This is a genomic window from Stenotrophomonas sp. TWI1183, from assembly GCF_039673115.1.
GTDB classification, from domain to species: Bacteria; Pseudomonadota; Gammaproteobacteria; order Xanthomonadales; family Xanthomonadaceae; genus Stenotrophomonas; species Stenotrophomonas maltophilia_AA.
This window is the reverse complement of the sequence record NZ_JBDJKZ010000002.1, coordinates 251,409-272,895: the sequence shown is the minus strand read 5'-3', so window position 1 is coordinate 272,895 and position 21,487 is coordinate 251,409. Positions and strand designations below refer to the sequence as shown.

9 protein-coding genes are annotated in these 21,487 nt (G+C 69.1%); 7 read left to right on the top strand and 2 right to left on the bottom strand.

Going from position 1 to position 21,487, the window contains the following annotated elements; translation table 11 throughout:
• Positions 1-162 precede the first annotated feature (162 nt).
• A complete protein-coding gene (trxA, locus tag ABE434_RS03555) occupies positions 163-492 on the bottom strand; it encodes a thioredoxin (RefSeq protein ID WP_176987992.1) in 330 nt (109 codons plus the stop codon).
• A 561-nt stretch (positions 493-1,053) separates the two neighbouring features.
• Here trxA and rhlB point away from each other — a divergent pair.
• The 5 genes from rhlB (at position 1,054) to ung (ending at position 6,215) form a co-directional block, all read left to right on the top strand.
• Positions 1,054-2,784 carry an ATP-dependent RNA helicase RhlB gene (gene rhlB, locus ABE434_RS03550; RefSeq protein WP_346477847.1) on the top strand — a complete coding sequence of 577 codons (1,731 nt, stop codon included), beginning with the start codon at positions 1,054-1,056 and terminating at the stop codon, positions 2,782-2,784.
• 231 nt (positions 2,785-3,015) lie between these two features.
• Positions 3,016-3,702 (top strand): cell division ATP-binding protein FtsE, encoded by a 687-nt coding sequence (ftsE, locus tag ABE434_RS03545; RefSeq protein WP_019183511.1) that lies wholly within the window; start codon positions 3,016-3,018, stop codon positions 3,700-3,702.
• Positions 3,699-4,649: a permease-like cell division protein FtsX gene (gene ftsX / locus ABE434_RS03540; RefSeq protein ID WP_176987994.1), complete on the top strand. Its 951-nt coding sequence runs from the start codon at positions 3,699-3,701 to the stop codon at positions 4,647-4,649. The genes ftsE and ftsX overlap by 4 nt, the downstream gene beginning before the upstream one ends.
• A gap of 7 nt (positions 4,650-4,656) precedes the next feature.
• Positions 4,657-5,499 carry a response regulator gene (locus tag ABE434_RS03535; protein WP_176987995.1) on the top strand — a complete coding sequence of 281 codons (843 nt, stop codon included), beginning with the start codon at positions 4,657-4,659 and terminating at the stop codon, positions 5,497-5,499.
• Positions 5,496-6,215: a uracil-DNA glycosylase gene (gene ung, locus ABE434_RS03530; protein ID WP_346477846.1), complete on the top strand. Its 720-nt coding sequence runs from the start codon at positions 5,496-5,498 to the stop codon at positions 6,213-6,215. The genes ABE434_RS03535 and ung overlap by 4 nt, the downstream gene beginning before the upstream one ends.
• A 17-nt stretch (positions 6,216-6,232) precedes the next feature.
• On the opposite strand, the gene ABE434_RS03525 is transcribed toward ung, so the two are convergent.
• Positions 6,233-6,583 (bottom strand): helix-turn-helix transcriptional regulator, encoded by a 351-nt coding sequence (locus ABE434_RS03525; protein ID WP_346477845.1) that lies wholly within the window; start codon positions 6,581-6,583, stop codon positions 6,233-6,235.
• 477 nt (positions 6,584-7,060) lie between these two features.
• On the opposite strand from ABE434_RS03525, the gene ABE434_RS03520 reads away from it, so the two are divergent.
• Together ABE434_RS03520 and ABE434_RS03515 are read left to right on the top strand one after the other, a co-directional pair.
• A complete protein-coding gene (locus tag ABE434_RS03520; protein ID WP_346477844.1) occupies positions 7,061-9,088 on the top strand; it encodes a hypothetical protein in 2,028 nt (675 codons plus the stop codon).
• Between the two features lie 79 nt (positions 9,089-9,167).
• Positions 9,168-21,482, top strand: coding sequence for an Ig-like domain-containing protein (locus ABE434_RS03515; RefSeq protein WP_346477843.1), 12,315 nt, complete (start codon positions 9,168-9,170; stop codon positions 21,480-21,482).
• Positions 21,483-21,487 lie beyond the last annotated feature (5 nt).

Below are 21,487 nucleotides of genomic sequence, written 5' to 3'. Positions count from 1 at the left end.
GATCTGGAAGGAAACTGCGTCCAGAAGATGCGGCGCGCGAATGCGGCCGGATATGCCGACACTAACACCGGCTCGCGGCGGCGCGCAAGCCGGGTGGGGCAGGGTCATTCATGCGGGCGACGGGCCCGCGTGGCAGCCGGACGGGCCGGCTGCCTGCTGCGATCAGGCCAGAGCCTTGTCGAGCATGCCGGCCAGCTGGGCCTTGCCGACGGCACCGATCTGCTGGGCCTGGACTTCGCCGTCCTTGAACACCAGCAGCATCGGGATCGAGCGCACGTGGTACTTGGCGGCCAGTTCGCGCTGTTCGTCGACGTTGACCTTGGCGATCTTGGCGCGGCCGTTATAGGCGTCGGCCAGTTCGTCCAGCGCCGGGGCGATCATCTTGCAGGGACCACACCATTCGGCCCAGAAATCGACCAGCACCGGTTCCTTGGAATCCAGTACTGCGCTTTGGAAGTCAGCGGTGCTGACGTGTACAACCTTGTCGCTCATCTTGGTTTCTCGTCTGGTAATGCACCCGGCAGGGCCGGAGGAAGTTGAAGTTGGGCAACGCCACCCGGGCGTCACCCGCGTCTGGTGCCTCGTGGCCGCGGGCGGCCAGCGGTGCGTTCGGCGGATGCCTGGACGCTCACGGGGCGCAGTGTACCGCTATCGCCGTGACCGGACAGACGCTGGTTGGAAAGAAGCATCCCGTGATCGCCCACCTGCGGTGTCGCGACGATCCCCTTCGATATGCGGGGGCCTGGGCCCCGGTTCCACCCCCGTCAGCGGGGCCGTTCAACCGGCGGCAGGCCCGGTGAATGCGGGGTGCAGATCCACTCCCGAGGCACTGGACCGCCCTGCAACGGCGCGCCGGGCGGGCATTCTCACCGGGTTGTGCGACGAACTATCCCGGTTTGGCGCCGACATTGCGCTAAACTGGGGCATTGTGCGGCGCCCTGGACCTGGAGTCCGGCCCCGCCAATCCCGGCGCAGGGGCCGTTTGCGACGGTGCCCCCCAAGATTGCAAGCCACCCCGCACCTCTGCCGGGATGGCCTTACCAAGACGGACTCATGAGCGACAAACCGCTGACCGATTTGACCTTCTCCACTTTCGATTTGCATCCGGCGCTCCAATCCGGGCTTGAAAGTGCTGGTTTCACCCGCTGCACCCCGATCCAGGCGCTGACCCTGCCGGTGGCACTACCCGGTGGCGACGTCGCCGGCCAGGCCCAGACCGGTACCGGCAAGACCCTGGCGTTCCTGGTCGCGGTCGTGAACCGCCTGCTGACCCGCCCGGCGCTGGCCGATCGCAAGCCGGAAGATCCGCGCGCACTGATCCTGGCCCCGACCCGTGAGCTGGCCATCCAGATCCACAAGGACGCGGTGAAGTTCGGTTCCGACCTCGGCCTGCGCTTCGCGCTGGTCTACGGTGGCGTGGACTACGACAAGCAGCGCGAGATCCTGCAGCAGGGCGTGGACGTGATCATCGCCACCCCGGGCCGCCTGATCGACTACGTCAAGCAGCACAAGGTGGTTTCGCTGCACGCCTGCGAAATCTGCGTGCTCGACGAAGCCGACCGCATGTTCGACCTGGGCTTCATCAAGGACATCCGCTTCCTGCTGCGCCGCATGCCCGAGCGCAGCACGCGCCAGACGCTGCTGTTCAGCGCCACGCTCAGCCATCGCGTGCTGGAGCTGGCCTACGAGCACATGAACGAGCCGCAGAAGCTGGTGGTGGAGAGCGAATCGATCACCGCCGCCCGCGTCCGCCAGCGCATCTACTTCCCGGCCGACGAAGAAAAGATCCCGCTGCTGCTCGGCCTGCTCTCGCGCAGTGAAGGTGCCCGCACCATGGTGTTCGTCAACACCAAGGTGTTCGTCGAGCGCGTGGCGCGTTCGCTGGAAAAGGCCGGCTACCGCGTCGGCGTGCTGTCCGGCGACGTGCCGCAGAAGAAGCGTGAGAGCCTGCTCAACCGCTTTCAGAAGGGTCAGCTGGAAATCCTGGTGGCCACCGATGTCGCCGCCCGCGGCCTGCACATCGATGGCATCAAGTACGTCTACAACTACGACCTGCCGTTCGATGCGGAAGACTACGTGCACCGCATCGGCCGCACCGCGCGCCTGGGCGAAGAGGGCGATGCGATCAGCTTCGCCTGCGAGCGCTATGCGATGGGCCTGCCGGACATCGAGGCCTACATCGAACAGAAGATCCCGGTCGAGCCGGTCACCAGCGAGATCCTGACCCCGATCCCGCGCGCGCCGCGCGCCCCGCTGCCGGAAGGCGAGGGTGATGCCGAGGGCGACGAGAATGAGAGCGTCGGCCAGATCTTCCGCGAAGCACGCGAAGCGCGTGCCGCCGAAGAGCAGCGCCGTGGCGGTGGCAGCAGCAGCCGTGGCGGCAAGCCGTCCGGTGGCCGCGGCGAGCGCCGCGCCCCGGGTGAGCGCAGTGCCGATGGCAAGCCCCGCCGCGAGCGCAAGCCGCGCGTGGAAGGCGAGCAGCCGGTCGCCGCCGTCGATGCCGTCGATGCGGTCGATGCCGAGGCCAAGCCGCAGCTCGCGCCGACCGCCGCCCCGTCTGCCGAAGGCAGCCCGGCCGTGGAAGGTGAGCGCGCGCCGCGCAAGCGTCGTCGTCGTCGCCACGGCCGTCCGGTCGAGGGTGCCGAAGGCGCGGCAGCGACCGGCCCGGTGACCCCGGTGCAGGTGACCGCCAAGCCGATGCGCGGCACGCCGGCCGCCGACCCGGGCGCCTCGTTCCTGACCCGCCTGGGCCGCAAGATCCGCCGGATGCTGTCCGGTTCGTAAGACTGGACGCGCGACCCGCGATGCCTGGGGGGTATAGCCCCCTTGGTAAGGGGGCGGTCGCGAAGCGACGGGGGATCGGGTGCTGATGAGAGGGGCCCACGGTTTGCGCAGCGAACCGTGGGGCGACAGCGCGAATGCGATGGCGCTTCCCCGGCCAGCGGCCGGCACTACGGAGCAGACCCCACCGGTTGCCGTTACCTACACGCCACCCTCGTCCTGCATAATCAGGCGATGAGCGTCCTGCGTTTTGACAATGTCAGCAAACAATATGCCGGCGGCCACCAGGCACTGGTGGACGTCAGCTTCGATGTCGCCCCCGGGGAAATGCTGTTCGTCACCGGTCACTCCGGTGCGGGCAAGAGCACCCTGCTCAAGTTGATCCATCTCGACGAGCGGCCCAGCCGCGGCGCGGTGATCTTCGATGAGCGCAACCTGCTGAAGGTGCGCGGCGGCAGCATTCCGCGGCATCGGCGCGAGGTCGGTGCGGTCTACCAGGACCACCGCCTGCTGATGGACCGCAGCATCGCCGAGAACGTCGCCCTGCCGTTGATCCTGCGCGGCACCCGCCGCAACGAGATCGGCAAGCGCGTGCGCTCGGTGCTCGAGCGCATGGGCCTGGGCCACCGCGAGAAGGCGCTGCCCTCGCAGTTGTCGGCCGGTGAGCAGCAGCGCGTCGGCATTGCCCGTGCGATTGTCGGCGAGCCCAAGCTGCTGGTCGCCGATGAGCCGACCGGCAATCTCGATCCCACACTGGCGGCGGAGATCATGGCCTTGTTCGCCGAGCTGCCCGACCGTGGCACCAGCGTGCTGGTGGTCAGCCACGATCTGGCCCTGCTGCGACGCATGCGCAAGCGCGTGCTGATCCTGGACCACGGCCGCCTGGTCGATGACATCTCGCCGCAGGACCTGGCCGAATGAACGCACCGGTGACCAAAGAAACCGCCGCGCCCTCACGCCTGGGCGTGTGGCTGCACCATCACGGCCACAGCGTGGTCTTCAGCCTCGGCCGCGCGTGGCGCAAGCCGTGGGCGACGCTGCTCACGGTGATGGTCATGGCGCTGGCGCTGGCCCTGCCGCTGGGCCTGTCGATCGCGCTGGACAACCTCAAGCACTTCGCCGGCAGCGTGCAGCAGTCGCGCGACATCAACCTCTTCCTGAAGACCGACGCCGGTGCCGATGCGGCCCGCCAGGTGGCCGAGACCCTGCGCGGTCGCGCCGACGTGGCCAACGTCACCGTGCAGACGCCGGAGCAGGGACTGGCCGAGCTGCGCGAGAGCGCCGGGCTCGGCGAAGCCATCGATGCACTGCATGACAATCCGCTGCCGACCCTGCTGATCGTGACCCCGGGCGAGGGCACCGATGACGCGCGCCTGGCGCAGTCGCTGGAGGGCCTGCCGCAGGCCGACCTGGTCCAGCACGATGCGCTGTGGCGCAAGCGCCTGGATGGCTGGCTGGGCTTCGGTACGCGCCTGGTGCAGGTGCTGTCGGTCCTGCTCGGCCTTGGTGCCGCGCTGGTGGTGGGCAATACGGTGCGGCTGGACATCCAGGCCCGCCGCGATGAGATCGGCGTGCTGCAGCTGCTCGGCGCCAGCGATGGCTTCATCCGTCGCCCCTTCCTGTATCTGGGCGCGTGGTACGGCCTGGGCGCCGGCGCGGTCGCTTTGGCATTGATCGGTGCGGCGGGGTTGGCCCTGCGCCCACCGCTGGCCGCGCTGTCGCAGAGTTATGGCAGTCCGTTCGTGCTGCATGGTCTGGATCTGCTGCATTCCTCGTTCGTGCTGCTCGGCACCGTGGTGCTGGGCTGGCTGGGCGCCTGGCTGGTGACGGGGCATTTCCTGCGCCAGACCCGTCCGACCGAAACCTGAGGCCCGCATGCGTCCGCAAGCCCTCAAGCACCTCGCCGACGACGCACCGCGCGTGATGGTCGTCGACGGCTCCAGGCTGGTCCGCAAGTTGATTGCCGATGTGCTGCAACGCGAACTGCCGGCGGTGGAGGTGGTGGGCTGCGCGAGCATCGCCGAGGCGCGTGCGGCGCTGGACGCCGGGCCCGTCAGTCTGGTCACCACCTCGCTCACCCTGAGCGATGGCGACGGGCTGGACCTGGCGCGCATCGTGCGCGACGCGGCGGGCCAGGCCTACGTGCCGGTGATCGTGGTGTCCGGCGACGCGCAGCAGCATCTGGAGCAGCGCCGCTTCACCGAGTACGTCACCGATTATTTCGACAAGGCGCTCGGGCACGAAGCACTGGCCACCTTCATCCGTGGCTATGTGCAGCCGGAGACGATTCCCGGCGCGACCATCCTCTACGTCGAAGACAGCCGCGTCGTCGCCGAAGCGACCAAGCGCATGCTCGAACGGCAGGGTTTGAACGTGCTGCATGTGCTGACCGCCGAAGATGCCTTCGCGCTGCTCACGGCCGAGTCGCTCGGCCGCAGCAGCCACCGCATCGACCTGGTGCTCACCGATGTCACGCTCAAGGGAGAGCTCAGTGGCCGTGATGTGGTGCAGCGCGTGCGCGTGGATTTCGGCTACGGCAAGCGCCGCCTGCCGGTGCTGGTGATGACCGGTGACGGCAACCCGCACAATCAATCCGGCCTGCTCCAGGCCGGTGCCAACGATCTGGTGCAGAAACCGATCGAAGAGCGGCTGCTCATCACCAAGGTGCTGTTCCAGCTGCGCCTGTCCCGCCTCAACGACAAGCCTGTAGTGCGATGAATGACGATGTAGTGCCCAGCATCCAGCTCGAACCGAGCTGGAAGACGCGTATCGGTGATTACCTGCTGCGCCCGGACATGCGCGAACTCTCCGCGTTCCTGCGCCAGCGCAAGGCGGCCGGGGCGCAGGTGTTCCCGCCCGGCCCGCAGATCTTCGCCGCGTTCGATGCCACGCCCTTCGACCAGGTCAAGGTGGTCATCCTCGGCCAGGATCCGTATCACGGGCCTGGCCAGGCGCACGGCCTGAGTTTCTCGGTGATGCCGGGCGTGCCGGTGCCGCCGTCGCTGCTGAACATCTACAAGGAGATCGAGTCCGATCTGGGCATCCCGCGTCCCGACCATGGGTGCCTGCTGCCGTGGGCGCATCGTGGTGTGCTGCTGCTCAACGCGGTGCTGACCGTGGAAGCGGGCAACGCTGGCTCGCATCAGCGTCGCGGCTGGGAAGGCTTCACCGATCACGTCGTGGACACCCTGAACCGCGAGCGCGAAGGCCTGGTGTTCCTGCTGTGGGGCAGCTATGCGCAGCAGAAAGGCAAGGTCATCGATACCGGTCGTCATCGCGTGCTCAAGGCGCCGCATCCTTCGCCGCTGTCGGCGCATCGCGGTTTCCTGGGCTGCCGCCATTTCTCGATGACCAACGAGTACCTGCAGCGCCGCGGCCATGACCGCATCGACTGGTCGCTGCCGCCGCGCGCCGCGCTGGAGTCCGCGGGCTGATCACCCGCGGCCGTCCGCTACACGGCCAGCATCTCGATGATCGATTGCGCGACCTGCCGCTTGCGCGGTGGCAGCCGCCGCAGCAGCGACAGAATGTTGCCTTCCAGGTCGTCGCGCACGTAGTCCTGTGCGGGCGCGGTCATCGTGAGTTCCTCTCCGCTGGCCTTGCACACCCCGCGGCCGGTGGCCAACCACTCGAAGCGCACCCGCGTACTGATGGCGATATGTGCCAGATGCGACACACTTGGATGGGTGCCCCCACGCCGTTCCCACTGCGCCACCGCGCTGCGCTTGACCCCGGTTTCCACCGCCAACTGCGTTTGTGACATCCCTGCGCTGGTGCGTGCTGCGCGAATTCGATCCGACATCGCCAACATGGGGTTCCCCTTTATCGTTCCTTGAACGGTGGATGGTTATCGATACTTACCGGGCAGTGATTCTTTTCCCACTCTGTACAGAATGACTTGCCGCCCCTGTCGCGCCGAGCGCTCCACCGTGAAACTTCTGGTCGACAGTGAAACTTCCCCCTGCACGCACCGTGGCCGGTTTGACGGTTTCCCTGCGTGCACGTAGTTAATCCCTCAAGCCGGCCATGACGCGCCGGGATATCCAAAACATCGGAAGCAGGCCGATGCCCTGTCGATCATGGTCGGTACCCACCGGCCCGTGAAAGACCGCTTCGGCCAGGACGCAGGGGATGGCCGATGGATAAAGTTTCCGTTGTGAAGTTGGCGTTACGGCGATTCAGCTTGAGGGCTGTTTCGCTGTTATTTGTGATGTTGATCGCATTAAGTGCGGGTATTTCCACCGCCAGCGCGCAATCGGCCTGCACGGCTGGCGCGTGCGTGAGCGCCGGGCCGCGCCTGGCCTCGATCGATTCCACCCAGAGCCCCGTGCTCAATCTCCTGTTCGGCGCGCTGCTGCCCGGCACCACGGTCAACCTCAGCGTGGCCGACTGGAACAACCTGGCGGGCGCCAACATCAATCTCAACGCGCTGCTGACCCAGCTCAACGGCGGCGTGGTGGTGAGTGATCCCAGCCAGGTGCTCAACGCCAACATCACCCTGGGGCAGCTGCGTGCGGCGATGGTGCAGGTGCTGCAGGCCGACGGGCAGACCGCGGCGGCCAACGTGCTCAACGCGCTCCCGCTCGGTGCGGCCGGGCTGAGCGGCAACATCCGCCTGGCCGACATCCTGCAGATCGCACTGCCCACCGGCTCGCTGGCGACGGTGCGGCTCAACGTGCTGGACCTGCTGACCGGTGGCATCCAGCTCTACAACTTCCGCAACGTCCTCACCACGCCGGCGCCGATCACCGTGGATACCGCCGCACTCGGCCTCAACGGCGTCGCCAACGTGCGCCTGTGGCTGCAGGTGGTCGAGCCGCCGGTCTATACCTGCGGCGCGGCGGGCGCGGCATTCCACAGCGCGGCGATCCGCATCAAGCTGGATCTGGACCTGGTGCAGGGGCTCAACACCGGCACGCTTTCGGCGGCGCTGAGTGGTTTGAATCTGCTGGGTGTCACGCTCTCCAACACCAGCATCACCGCCGATGTCCTGCATCTGCAGGTGTACGCCGATGTCGCGCGTGCCGAAGGCGCGATCTCGGCGATCAACCTGGTCGGCAACGCGGTCACCCTGCAGGCGCGGCCGGGCCTGGTGAATCTCTACGTCGGCCAGATCAGCGATGCCACGTTCTTCAACCGCAGCACCGTGCTGACCGACACCGCGTTGAGTGCGGCCACCCTGACCTCGCTGAGCGTGCGCGTGCGGGTCTCGGCGAACGTGTTCGGCCTGCTCACGCCGGTGGCCGACATCACCATCCCGCTGACGGTCACCATCCGCAGTTTCGCCACTGCCACGCCCGGGCTGCAGAGCGCCAGTTTCACCGGCCCATACCCACAGACACGCACGCTGAGCGCCGGCACCGTCAGTGCGGCGACGATGGTCTCCACCCTGGTCAATTCGCTCAGCATCCAGGTCACCAGCGGCAATCCCACGGTCACCCTGCTGGGCGGCATCCCGTTGCCGCTGCCGGTGGCCGACCTGGTCAACGGCATCGTCAACACGCTGCTCACGCCGATCCGCACGCAGGTCAACGCGCTGGTCACGCCGGTGTTGACCGCGCTGCTCGGCGGCGTGGTCGACAACCTGCTGGCCCTGCTCGGCATCCGCATCGGCCAGGCGGTGTTCACCGTGGAAGGCATCACCCAGGCCTGTGCGGCGACGCTGCAGCTGGTCAAGGACCTGCAGCCGACCAGCGACACCGGGCGCTTCAATCTCTCCATCACCTACAACGGCAGTACCGTCGGTTCGGCCAGCAATGTCGGCAACAACGGCGCCACCGCCGCGGTGATCACCGTCCCCGGAGGCAGCTACGCACTGGCCGAAGCCGCTGCAGCCGGCACCACGCTCGCCCGCTACGCCAGCACCTGGCAGTGCACGGACCAGAACAACACCGTGGTGTCCTCCGGCAGCGGCGGCAGCTTCACCCTGCAGGCACCGGCCATGACCGCCACCGCCGTCACCCTGGTGTGCCGGATCACCAACCGCACGCGGCAGGCGGATCTGTCGATCACCAAGACCGATGGCAGCAGCAGCTACACGCCGGGCGGCACCGCGACCTACACGTTGCTGGTCCGCAACGACGGCCCGGATGCGGTGACCGACGCCGTGGTCGCCGACAGCCTGCCCAACGGGACCACGCTGCGCGGCGCCTGGACCTGCAGCGCCACCAGCGGCAGCACCTGCGCCGCGGCCAGCGGCGGTGCCGTCGGCGGCAACGCGGTGAACGTGGGGGTGAACCTGATCAACGGCGGGCAGGCCACGATCAGCGTACCGGTCAGCTTCAGCAGCAATCCGGGCGCGTACTAGCGGCCGGTGCAGCACGGCGTGTGGCGCGGGGTGACCCGTGCAGGGGATGGACAGGACCACTGTTTTCGAGGATGAGCGCATGGCAGCAACCGGCACATACAGCAGGGCAGGGACGGCTTCGGCCTGCATCGCGCGCGCGGTGGCCCTGCTGGCGTTGCTGTTGCCGCCGCCGCTGCTGGCGCAGAGCTATCCCAACCCGCTCAACAACACCGCCACCGTGACGGCACCGGCCGATGTCGGCGATCCCGCGCCCGGCAACAACAGCGCCATCGACAGCAATGCACTGGCCCTGCAGGCGCAGCTGAGCGTCACCAAGGCGCTGCTCAGCGCCACACCGGTCGCGGCCGGTGGAGCGGTGCAGTACCGCATCCAGGTCAACAACGCGGGCCCGTCGGCCGCCTCGGGCGTGGGCGTGGTCGATACCGTGTCCGCGCTGCTCACCAATGTCAGCTGGACCTGCCAGGCCACCACCGCGGCCTCGTCGTGCGCGCAGGCCACCGGCAGCGGCAATGCGATCAATGTGCAGGTCAGTGTCGGGGTCAACGACAGCGTGGTGCTGCTGGTCACGGGCACGGCGCCGACCAGCACGCCGGCCACGGTGCCGGCCAACAGCGTCTCGCTGGTGCTGCCGGTGGGCACCACCGACCCGACCCCGGGGGACAACACCGCGACCACGCCGGCGGTGCCGGTGCAGGCCAACGCGCTGGTGGCGAACAACGACACCTTTGCCACGGCGATCTCTTCGACCACGGGCGGCAGCACGCCCACCGTGCTCGGCAACGACACGCTCAACGGCGCGCCGGTGAACGGGCCCGACCTGATCATCGCGCTGCAGAACGCACCGTCCGGCTTCACGATCAACAGCGCAGGCGTGATCACCGTGCCCGCGGGTGCGGCCGCCGGGGCGACCACGCTGACCTACCAGATCTGCGAGAACGCCTCGCCGACCAACTGCGCCACCGCGACGGTGAGCCTCATCATCGGCCCGACCGCGGTGAACGACAGCTTCAACGCGACGGGTGGGGCGCCCTCGCTGACCGCTACCGTGGCCGCCAACGACAACGCACCGGCGGGCGCGGTGTTCACCGCCGTCGGCGTGCCGCCGGCCGGTCTGACGCTCAACGGCGACGGCAGCTTCACCTACGCGCCCGCCGGTGGCATCGCCGCGGCGACGTCCTTCCAGTACCAGGTCTGCCTGCCGGCACCGAACGGCACCGTCTGCAGCACGGCGACCGCCTCGATCGTGGTCAATGCGAACGCGCTGGTCGCCGTCGATGACACCTTCGCCACGCCCCTTCCGCCCGGCACCGGCGGGCTGACCCCGAGCGTGCTCGGCAACGACACCTTCAACGGCGGCACCGTGCCGCAGGCGCAGGTCACGCTGAGCCTGGTCGGTGCACCGGCCGGCTTCACGATCAATGCCAACGGCGCGATCCAGGTGCCTGCCACCGCTGCGGCCGGCCCGTTGGCGCTGACCTACCGTTTCTGCGAGAACGCCCTGCCGGCCAACTGCGCCACGGCCACGGCGAATCTGATCGTCAGCCCGGACGCGGTCAACGATACGGTCACCACGCCGGGCGGTGGACAGCCCGCGACCGGCACCTTGGCCGGCAACGACACCATCGCCAGCGGTTCCGCCTACACGCTGGGGATCGCGCCGACCCGGGGCATCGCGGTGGTCAACGCCGATGGCACCTTCAGCTATACGCCGACCAACGCCAACACCGGACCGGACTCGTTCACGTACCAGGTGTGCCTGCCGACGCCGAACACGACGGTGTGCGACAGCGCGACCGTCAGCGTCAACGTGCAGGGCAACCAGATCGCCGCCGTGGACGATCTGTTCGTGACACCGCTGCAGCCGGGGAACACCACGAGCGTCAGCCTGCTCGCCAACGACACGCTCAACGGCGCGGCGGTCGCGCCGGGCGCGGTTGCCCTCACGCTCAGCAATGCGCCGGCCGATTACGCCGTCGACGCCGGTGGGCAGGTGATTGTTCCCGCCAGCGCCGCCGCCGGTGCGGTGAATTTCAGCTATCAGATCTGCGAATTGGCCACCCCGGGCAATTGCGCCACCGCCAACGTCCAGTTGGTGATCGCGCCGGATGCGGTGGACGACATCGTCACGGCCACTGCGGGCATCGCCTCGGCTGGTACGGTTGCCGGCAACGACAACGTGCCGGGCGGCGCGCAGTTCAGTGTGCTGGCAGTGGCCGCGCACGGCAGCGTCACGCTCGCCGCCGATGGCAGCTTCAGCTATACCGCCCAGGCGGCCTACACCGGGCCGGACAGTTTCCGTTACCAGGTGTGCCTGCCCGCACCGAATGGCAACGTCTGCGACAGCGCCACGGTCACGATCAACGTCAGCCCGGGTGCGATCGTCGCCACCAACGATGATTTCAGCAGCGCGCCGCTGACCAGCGCCGGTGGGCTCACCGCCAGCGTGCTGGGCAACGACACCCTCAACGGCGTCGCGATCCTTCCCGCGCAGGCCGCGCTCTCGCTGATCAACGCCCCTCCGGCCGGCTACACGCTCGATGCCGCCGGCCAGCTGCAGGTGCCTGCCGGTGCCGCCGCCGGCCCGGTCACCCTGACCTATCAGCTGTGCCAGGCCGGTACCAGCAACTGCGCCACCGCGACCATCGTCGTCGTGATCGCGCCGGATGCGGTAGCGGATGCGTACACCACCCAGGTCGCCACGGCGCTCAGCGGCAATGTATCGGTGAACGACAACACCGCGGCCGGCACCACCTTCGCGGTGACGGGCGCGACTCCGCCCGGCCTGGCGTTCAACGCCGATGGCAGCTTCACCTACACCCCGCCGGCGCAGTACACCGGCACCACCACGTTCAACTACCAGGCCTGCCTGGCCGCGCCGCTGGCGGGCGTCTGCGATACCGCCACGGTCACGCTCAACGTCAATGCCGGCACCCTGGTCGCCAATGACGATGATTTCCGCAGCGCGATCATCACGCCCACCACCGGCGGCACCACCAACAGCGTGCTGGCCAACGACACCATCAACGGCGCGGTGCCGCCTGCGCCGGCCCAGGTGATCCTGAGCCTGGTCGGTGCGCCGGCCGGGTATGTACTCAACAGCAACGGCACGATCTCGGTGCCGGGCGGTGCAGCCTCCGGGGCGGTCGATTTCTCCTACCAGCTGTGCGAAGCGGCGCTCCCCGGCAACTGCGCCACGGCGGCGGTGCGCCTGCTGCTGGCGCCGGTGGCGGTCAACGATACCTTCAGCACACCGGTGGGCGTGGCGGTGACCGGCAACGTGGCCGGCAATGACAACGTGCCGGCGAACGCCACCTTCAGCCTCAGCGGCACCGCGCCGACCGGACTGGTGTTCAATCCGGATGGCGGCTTTACCTATACCCCGCCGGCCGGCACCCAGGGCGCGATCACCTTCGCCTACCAGGCCTGCCTGCCTGCACCGGACAGCGCGGTGTGTGCGGGCGCGACGGTCACCCTCAACGTCAATGCCGGCACCCTGATCGCCAATGACGATGATTTCCGCGGCGCTCCGATCGACCCCGAACTCGGCGGCAGTACCGCTGCGGTCCTGGTCAATGACAGCCTCAACGGCACCGTGCCGCCCGCCTCCGCGGACGTGCTGCTCAGTCTGGTCGGTGCGCCGGCCGGCTATACGCTGGCTTCCGATGGCAGCGTGACGGTCGGCAGCGGCGTGCCGGCCGGTGCGGTCACGCTGACCTACCAGCTGTGCGAAGCGGCGTTGCCGGGCAACTGCGACTCGGCGCAGATCCGGCTGCTGGTGGCACCGTCCGCGCAGGCCGACGTGTTCTCCACGCCGGCCGGTCAATTGCTGGCGGGCAACGTCGGCAGCAACGACAACGCGCCGGCCGGTGCGGTGTTCTCCCTGACCACCCCGGCGCCGGCGGGACTGCAGTTCGGCCTGGACGGCACGTTCCAGTACACGCCGCCGGCCGGCTTCACCGGGCCGGTGACGTTCACCTACCAGGTCTGCCTGCCGGCGCCGGACACCGCCCAGTGCCGCACCGCCACGGCGACCATCAACGTCAACGCCGGCACGCTGCTGGCGCGCGATGACGACTTCAGTGCCGCGCCGCTCGCGCCCGGCGGCACCACCACGGTCAGCGTGCTGGCCAACGACGCGCTGGATGGCGTCACACCGCCGGCCCCTGCGAGCGTGCTGCTCAGCCTGGTCGGCGCCCCGGCCGGCTACGCGCTGGATGCCAATGGTCTGCTGCAGGTGCCGCCCACCGCGGTGGGCGGTGCTGCGGTGCTGACGTACCAGGTCTGCGAAGCGGCGCTGCCGGGCAACTGCGCCAGCGCCACGATCCGTCTGGTGGTCTCACCGTCGGCGACCAACGATGTGTTCTCCACGCCGGCCGGGCAAGCGCTCAACGGCGCCGTGGGCGACAACGACAACGTGCCACCGGGCGCACTGTTCACCGTCACCGGCACCGCGCCGGCCGGCCTGGTGTTCAGCGGCAGCGGCAGCTTCACCTATACGCCGCCGGTCGGTACCACCGGCGCGGTCACGTTCGACTACCAGGTCTGCCTGCCGGCGCCCAACGCCACGCTGTGCGCGAATGCCAGCGCCACCATCACCGTCAACGCAGGCACGCTCGCCGCCAATCCGGATGACTTCAGCACGACCCCGATCAACCCGGTCACCGGCGGCAGCACCCCCTCGGTGCTGGCTAACGATGCGCTCAATGGCAGCACTCCGCCGACGGCAGCCGATGTGCTGCTGTCGTTGCAGGGCGCGCCGGCCGGGCTGGCCATCACCGCCGAAGGTGCGGTGACGGTGGCACCGGGCACGCCGGCAGGCGTGAAGAATCTGACCTACCAGCTCTGTGAAGCAGCGGCGCCATCCAACTGCGCCATCGCCACCGCACGCGTGGTGGTCGCGCCGTCCGCCGTGGACGATGCGTTGTCCACGCCCTCGGGCCAGGTGCTGAACGGCTCGGTGGCCAGCAACGACAATGTGCCGGTGGGCGCCCAGTTCACCGTGCTCAACATCCCGCCGGACGGTCTGGTGCTCGCGGCCGACGGCACCTTCAGCTATACGCCCCCGGTCGGCTTCAGTGGCGCAATCCCGTTCACCTACCAGGTCTGCCTGCCGGCACCGGACGCGGGCGTCTGCGCGACGGCCAGCGTCACCCTCAACGTCAACAGCGGCACGCTGGTGGCGGTCGACGACAGCTTCGCCACGCCGCTCGCCCCCGGTACCGCCTCGCCGTCCGTGCTGGTCAACGACACACTCAATGCGGCCACGCCGCTGCCTGCGGAGGTCGTGCTGTCGCTGATCGGCGCGCCGACCGGTTTCGCCATCGCTGCCGATGGCACGGTCACGGTCGCCGCCGGGACCGCCGCCGGCGCCACCACGCTCACGTACCAGATCTGCGAAGCCGCTGCGTCGTCCAACTGTGCCACCGCCAGTATCGCGCTGGTGGTGGCGCCTGCGCCGGTCAACGATGCGTTCGCCGTGCAGGCGGGCCAGACGATCAACGACACGGTGTCGGGCAACGACAACATGCCGATCGGGTCGCTCTACAGCGTGCCGGGCGCACTGCCGTCTGGTGTGACCTTCAATGCCGACGGCAGCTTCAGCTACACGCCTCCGGCCGGCACCACCAGCCCGACCAGCTTCATCTACCAGGCCTGCCTGCCGGCGCCGAACGCGGCCGTCTGCGGCACCGCCACGGTCACGCTCAACATCAACAACGGCGCCCTGGTCGCGACCGACGACAGCTTCGGTGCGATTGCGCCGGGCGCTGCCACGCCCAGCGTGTTGAACAACGATGCGCTCAACGGCGTCAGCCCGGTACCGGCCGCCAGCGTCTCGCTGAGTCTGGTCGGCGCGCCGGTCGGATTCACGATCAACCCCAACGGCACGGTCTCGGTGGCGGGCAATGCGCCTACCGGCGCGACCACGCTGAGCTACCAGATCTGCGAAACCGCCGCGGCGAACAACTGCGCCACCGCGAGCATCGCGCTGGTGGTGCGTCCGGCCCCCGTCGATGATGCGATCGCCGTGCAGGCCGGCCAGCCCAACAGCGGCAACGTGTCGGGCAACGACAACATGCCCGCCGGCTCGACCTGGAGCGTGGCCGCGCCGCCCCAGGGCCTGGTGTTCAACAGCAACGGCAGCTTCACCTATACGCCGCCGGCCGGCACCGTCGGCCCGGTCACGTTCGCCTACCAGGCCTGCCTGCCCGCACCGGATGCCGCCCTGTGCGGCACCGCCACGGCCACCTTGACCATCGCCGTCAACGCCGTGGTCGCCAACGACGATACCTTCGCTGCGCCGCTCACCGGTGGCTCCGCCACGCCCAGCGTGCTGGCCAACGATTCGCTCAATGGCGTGAGCCCGCCGGCCGCGGCGACGGTGCAGCTGCTGCTGGTCGGTGCACCGGCCGGCTTCGTGATCAACAACGATGGCACCGTGCAGATTCCCGTCGGCGCCGCCGCCGGTGCCGCGACGCTGACCTATCAGCTGTGCGAAGCCGCATCGCCGACCAACTGCGCCACCGCCGCGATCCGCATCGTGGTCACGCCGGCGCCGCAGAACGATGCCTTCTCCGTGCCGGCCGGTGGCACGCTCGTCAACGGCAGCGTCGCCGCCAACGACAGCATGCCGGCCGGGTCCACCTGGACCGTGCAGGGCACGCCGCCGAACGGGCTGGTGTTCAATGGCGACGGCACCTTCAGCTACACGCCGCCGGTGGGCACCACCGGTGCGGTGACCTTCACCTATCAGACCTGCCTGCCCGCACCCAATGCCGGTGTCTGCGGCACGGCGACGGTCACGCTCAACGTCAATCTGGGCACGTTGGCGGCCGCCGACGACAGCTTCACCAACATCGCGCCGGGTACCGCCACGCCCAGCGTGCTCGGCAACGATGCGCTCAACGGCGTCAGTCCGCCGGCGCCGGCCACCGTGCAGCTGAGCCTGGTCGGTGCACCGTCCGGTTACAGCGTCGCCCCGGATGGGACGATCAACGTGCCGACCGGTGTCGTCGCCGGCGCGACCACGCTGACCTATCAGATCTGCGAAACCGCCGCGCCGTCCAATTGCGATACCGCCACGGTTGCGCTGGTGATCCGTCCGGCACCGCAGAACGATGCCTACGCGGTGCAGGCCGGTGGCACGATCAGCAACGGCAACGTCGCGGCGAACGATGGCATGCCGGCCGGGTCCACCTGGACTGTGCAGGGCACGCCGCCGAACGGGCTGGTGTTCAATGCCGATGGCACGTTCACCTATACCCCGCCGGTCGGCACCACCGGTCCGGTCACCTTCACCTACCAGACCTGTCTGCCGGCCCCGAACGCGGCACTGTGCGCGACCGCCACGGTGACGCTCAACGTCAACACCGGCACCCTGGCCGCCGCCGATGACACGCTCACCGGCGTGCTGCCGGGCGCCACCACGGCCGGCAGCGTGCTGGCCAACGACAGCCTCAACGGCACCTCGCCGCCGGCAGCGACGGATGTGCTGCTGAGCCTGGTCGGTGCACCGGCCGGCTTCACGATCAATCCGGATGGCACGATCAGTGTCGGTGGCGGGGTGACCGCCGGCCCGACCACGCTCACCTATCAGATCTGCGAAGCCGCTGCATCGAACAACTGCGATACCGCCAGCGTCACCGTGGTGGTGACGCCGCTGCCGCAGAACGATGCCTTCAGCGTGCAGTTGGGGCAGACGCTGGGCAACAGCGTGGCCAGCAACGACAACCTGCCGCCCGGCGCCAGCTGGACGCTGCAGGGCACGCCGCCGGCCGGCCTGACCTTCAATGCCGATGGCTCGTTCACCTATACCCCGCCGGGTGGCACCACCGGGCCGGTGAACTTTACCTACCAGGCCTGCCTGCCGGCGCCGAACACGACCCTGTGCGGCACCGCCACGGTCACCCTCAACATCACCACCGGTGCGCTGCTGGCCGGCAATGACACCTTCAGTGGCATCGCCCCCGGCACCACGTCGGCCGCCAGCGTGCTGGCCAATGACAGCCTCAACGGCGTCTCGCCGCCGGCCGCGGCCAGCGTCGTGCTGAGCCTGGTGGGCGCGCCCGCCGGCTTCGCGATCACGCCCAGCGGCACCATCAGCGTCGCCACCGGCACGATGGCAGGCGCGACCACGCTCACCTACCAGATCTGCGAAGCCGCCGCGCCAGGCAACTGCGCCACGGCCACGGTGACGGTGATCGTCAGTCCCGCGCCGCAGAACGATGCCTTCTCGGTGCAGGCCGGGCAGAGTCTGGGCAACAGTGTGGCGACCAATGACAGTCTGCCGCCGGGGTCCACCTGGGCGATCCAGGGCACGCCGCCCGCCGGGCTTGCGTTCAACGCCGATGGCAGCTTCACCTATACGCCGCCGATCGGCACGCCCAGCCCGGTGACCTTCGTTTACAGCGCGTGCCTGCCAGCACCGGACAGCAGCCTGTGCGGCACGGCCACGGTCACCCTCAACGTCAACAACGGCACGCTCACCGCCGGCGATGACACGCTCACCGGCGTGCTGCCCGGTGCGACCACGGGCGGCAGCGTGCTCGCCAACGACAGCCTCAACGGTGTCTCGCCGCCGGCGCCCACCGATGTGGTGCTGAGCCTGGTCGGCGCGCCGGGTGGCTTCACCCTCTCGCCGGACGGCACGATCAGCGTGGGCACCGGTGTGGTGTCCGGTCCGACCACGATCACCTATCAGATCTGCGAAGCGGCGGCGCCGGCCAACTGCGATACCGCCAGCGTCACCGTGGTCGTCACCCCGGCACCGCAGAACGATGCCTTCGCAGTGCAGGCCGGACAGACGTTGGGCAACACGGTCGCCGCCAACGACAACACGCCGCCGGGTGCGGTGTTCACCCTGCAGGACACTGCGCCGGCGGGTCTGACCTTCAACCCCGACGGCACGTTCACCTATACCCCGGCCGCGGGCGTGACCGGCCCGGTCAGCGTCGCCTACCAGGTATGCCTGCCGGCGCCGAACGGCAGCCTGTGCGGCCGTGCGATCCTCACCATCAACATCAACAACGGCCTGCTGTTGGCCGTCGATGACACGCTCACCGGCGTCGCGCCGGGCACCACCTCCAGTGGCAGCGTGCTGGCCAACGACAGCCTCAATGGCGTCTCGCCGCCGGCCGCGGCGGATGTACTGCTGAGCCTGGTCGGCGCACCGGCCGGTTTCAGCATCACGCCGACCGGCACGATCACGGTGGCCAGTGGCACGACCTCCGGTGCCACGACGATCACCTACCAGATCTGCGAAGCCGCCGCGCCGGGCAACTGCGATACCGCCAGCGTCACCGTGGTGGTCAGCCCCGCCCCGCAGAACGACGCGTTCTCGGTGCAGGTCGGGCAGACCCTGAGCAACAGCGTGGCCAGCAACGACGCCATGCCCGCCGGTGCGCTCTACACCGTGCAGGGCACGCCGCCGCCCGGCTTGACCCTGGCCAGCAATGGTGGCTTCACCTATACGCCGCCGGCAGGCACGCCGAGTCCGGTCAGCTTCATCTACCAGACCTGCCTGCCTGCGCCGTACGCCGCGACCTGCGGCACCGCTGCGGTGACGATCAACATCAACACCGGCACGCTGGTGGCCGGTGACGACGTGCTTACCGGCCTCGTGCCGGGCACCACGTCCTCGCTCAGCGTACTGGCCAACGATCAGCTCAACGGCGTCAGCCCGCCGCCGGCGGCAGCGGTGCAGCTCAGCCTGATCGGCGCACCGGCCGGTGTCAGCATCAACCCGGACGGCACGATCAGCATCGGCAGCGGCGTCACCGGCGGCGCGACCGTGGTGACCTACCAGATCTGCGAAGCCGCCGCGCTCGCCAACTGCACCACCGCCACGGTCACCGTGGTGGTCACCCCGGTCCCGCAGAACGACAGCTTCACCGTGCCTGCCGGGCTTCCGCTCACGGCCAACGTCGGCGCCAATGACAATGTCGCCGCCGGTGCGCTCTACACCCTCACCAGCGGCGCGTTGCCGGGCCTGGTGTTCAATGCCGATGGCAGCTTCAGCTACACCCCGCCGTCGGGCACGCCGGGGCCGGTGAGCTTCAGCTACCGGGTCTGCCTGCCTGCGCCGTACACCGCGCAATGTGGCGACGCCACCGTGACGCTCACCCTGTCCGGCTCGGCCAACGTCGTGCTCGCGGTCAACGACGACTTCACCGGCACCCCGGTCGATCCGGCCGTGGGCGGCACCATCGCCCGCTCGGTCGTGGAGAACGACAGCTTCAACAACGTTTCGCCGCCGCCGGTGGGCAGCGTCGTGGCCAGCCTGACCGGCAGCACGCCGGGCTACACGATGAACAACCAGGGCCAGATCATGGTCGCGGCGGGTGTGCAGCCCGGCCAGGTGCAACTGGCCTACCAGCTGTGCGAGAACGGCGTGCCGACCAACTGCACTACCGCGATCGCCACGGTGCGGGTGCAGGGCCCCGTCGGTGCGCTGCTGGCGGTGGACGACAGCGGCGGCCCGATCGGTCCGTCCGGCCGCCCGCGCCTGTTCAATGTGTTCACCAACGATACGTTCAACACCGCGCCGCTGGATCCGGCCCAGGTGAGCTTCGCACCGGTCGCCACCAACGCCCTGGCCTTCAGCGCCGATGGCTGGGTGGATGTGGCTGCCGGGCTGGCGCCGGGCAGCTATGGCACCACGTACACGATCTGCCTGCTCAACCAGCCGACCGTCTGCGATACCGCAAATGTCACCGTCACCGTCATCGCCGGCGATCCAGGCGTGGATGCTGAAGACGACCGGGTGGAAATCCCGCAGGACGGCGTGATCGAGATCGACGTGCTCGGCAACGACCGCGTCAACGGCACGCCGATCGATCCGGACACCGTCACCGTGACCATCACCGCGCCGCCGCCGTATGGCACGGCCACGGTGCTGCCGCGTGCCCGCATCCGCTTCGCCGCGCTGGCCAACTTCTCCGGCGAGCAGACCTTCGACTACCAGGTCTGCGAGGTGGCGAATCCGGCGATGTGTGCCCGTGCCACGGTCACGGTCATGGTCGAGCCGAACGTGCTCACCCTGGCTGACGATGCCGTCACCGCGGAGAGCAGCGCGCCGCTGGCGATCAACGTGCTGGCCAACGACAGTGCCCGTACCGCGCCACTGGATCCGGCGTCGCTGGTGGTCGCGGTGGCGCCCACGCACGGCAGCGTGCAGTGCGCCAACGGCGTCTGCACCTATACGCCGGCGGCCAACTTCGCCGGCACTGACAGCTTCCGTTATCGGGTCTGCGATGTGTCCCTCCCGACACCGCTGTGCGCCGAAGCGAACGTCGCGGTCACCGTGGCCGGCCAGCAGGCCGTACTGCGCCTGACCAAGGTGGCCGGCAAGCGCAGCGCGCAGATCGGCGACCTGGTGCGCTACACCGTCACCATCGACAACGTCGGCGAGGTGGATGCCAACGGTGCCACCCTGCTCGATACGCTGCCGCCGGGCTTCACCTTCGTGCGCGGCGGATTCGCGGTGCTCGATGCCGACAACGACGCACGCACCAGCGGCGTGCAGCCGCTGCGCATCGACGGCATCGACGTGGCCGCGGGCGAGCGCGCCACGGTGGTGTACTACCTGCGCGTCGGCGCCGGGACCGGCACGGGGGTGCATACCAACCGCATCACCGCCATCGACGGCGAGAACCGCACGATCGGCAACGTGGCCTCGGCCGAGGTGGAGATCACCACCGATCCGCTGCTCGATGAGAGCCTGATCGTGGGCAGCGTATTCGACGACCGCAACGGCAACGGCATCCAGGATGACGGTGAGCGCGGCATTCCCGGCGTGCGCATCGCAGCGGTGGAAGGCCTGCTGATGGAAACCGATGCCTTCGGCCGCTATCACCTGGTCGGGATCCCGGGCGGCGAGGCGCGTGGGCGCAACTTCATCCTGAAGGTGGATCCGTCCACGTTGCCGGCCGGTGCGCGCTTCACCACGCCCAACCCGCTGGTCCGCCGCATCACCCCCGGGCTGCCGGTGCGCTTCGACTTCGGTGTGCGCATGCCCGAGGGGGCGCTGAGTACCGCACCGCCGACAGCGCCCACCGCATCGCGACCCGCGCGCATTGAGCTGGGTGAGGCCCTGTTCCCCAAGGGCAGCGCGCAGCTGGGGGCCGACCGCGCACCGGTGATCGCAACGGCCGCGCAGGCCCTGGTGGCGCGTGGCGGCGGACGGCTGCAGCTCACCGCGCATACCGACCAGGCCGACCTTGCACGGCAACGTGCACAGGCGCTGCGGGTGGCCCTGCGGCCGCAGCTGCCGGCGCCGGTCGCCGCGGCGACGACGATCGAGGTGCTGGACGCCGATGGGCGCGTGCTGCAGCGCCTGCGTCTGGACGATCCCCCCGAGCCTGCCAGTCCCGGTCGCGCGACCGGGGAGGGGCGCTGACATGG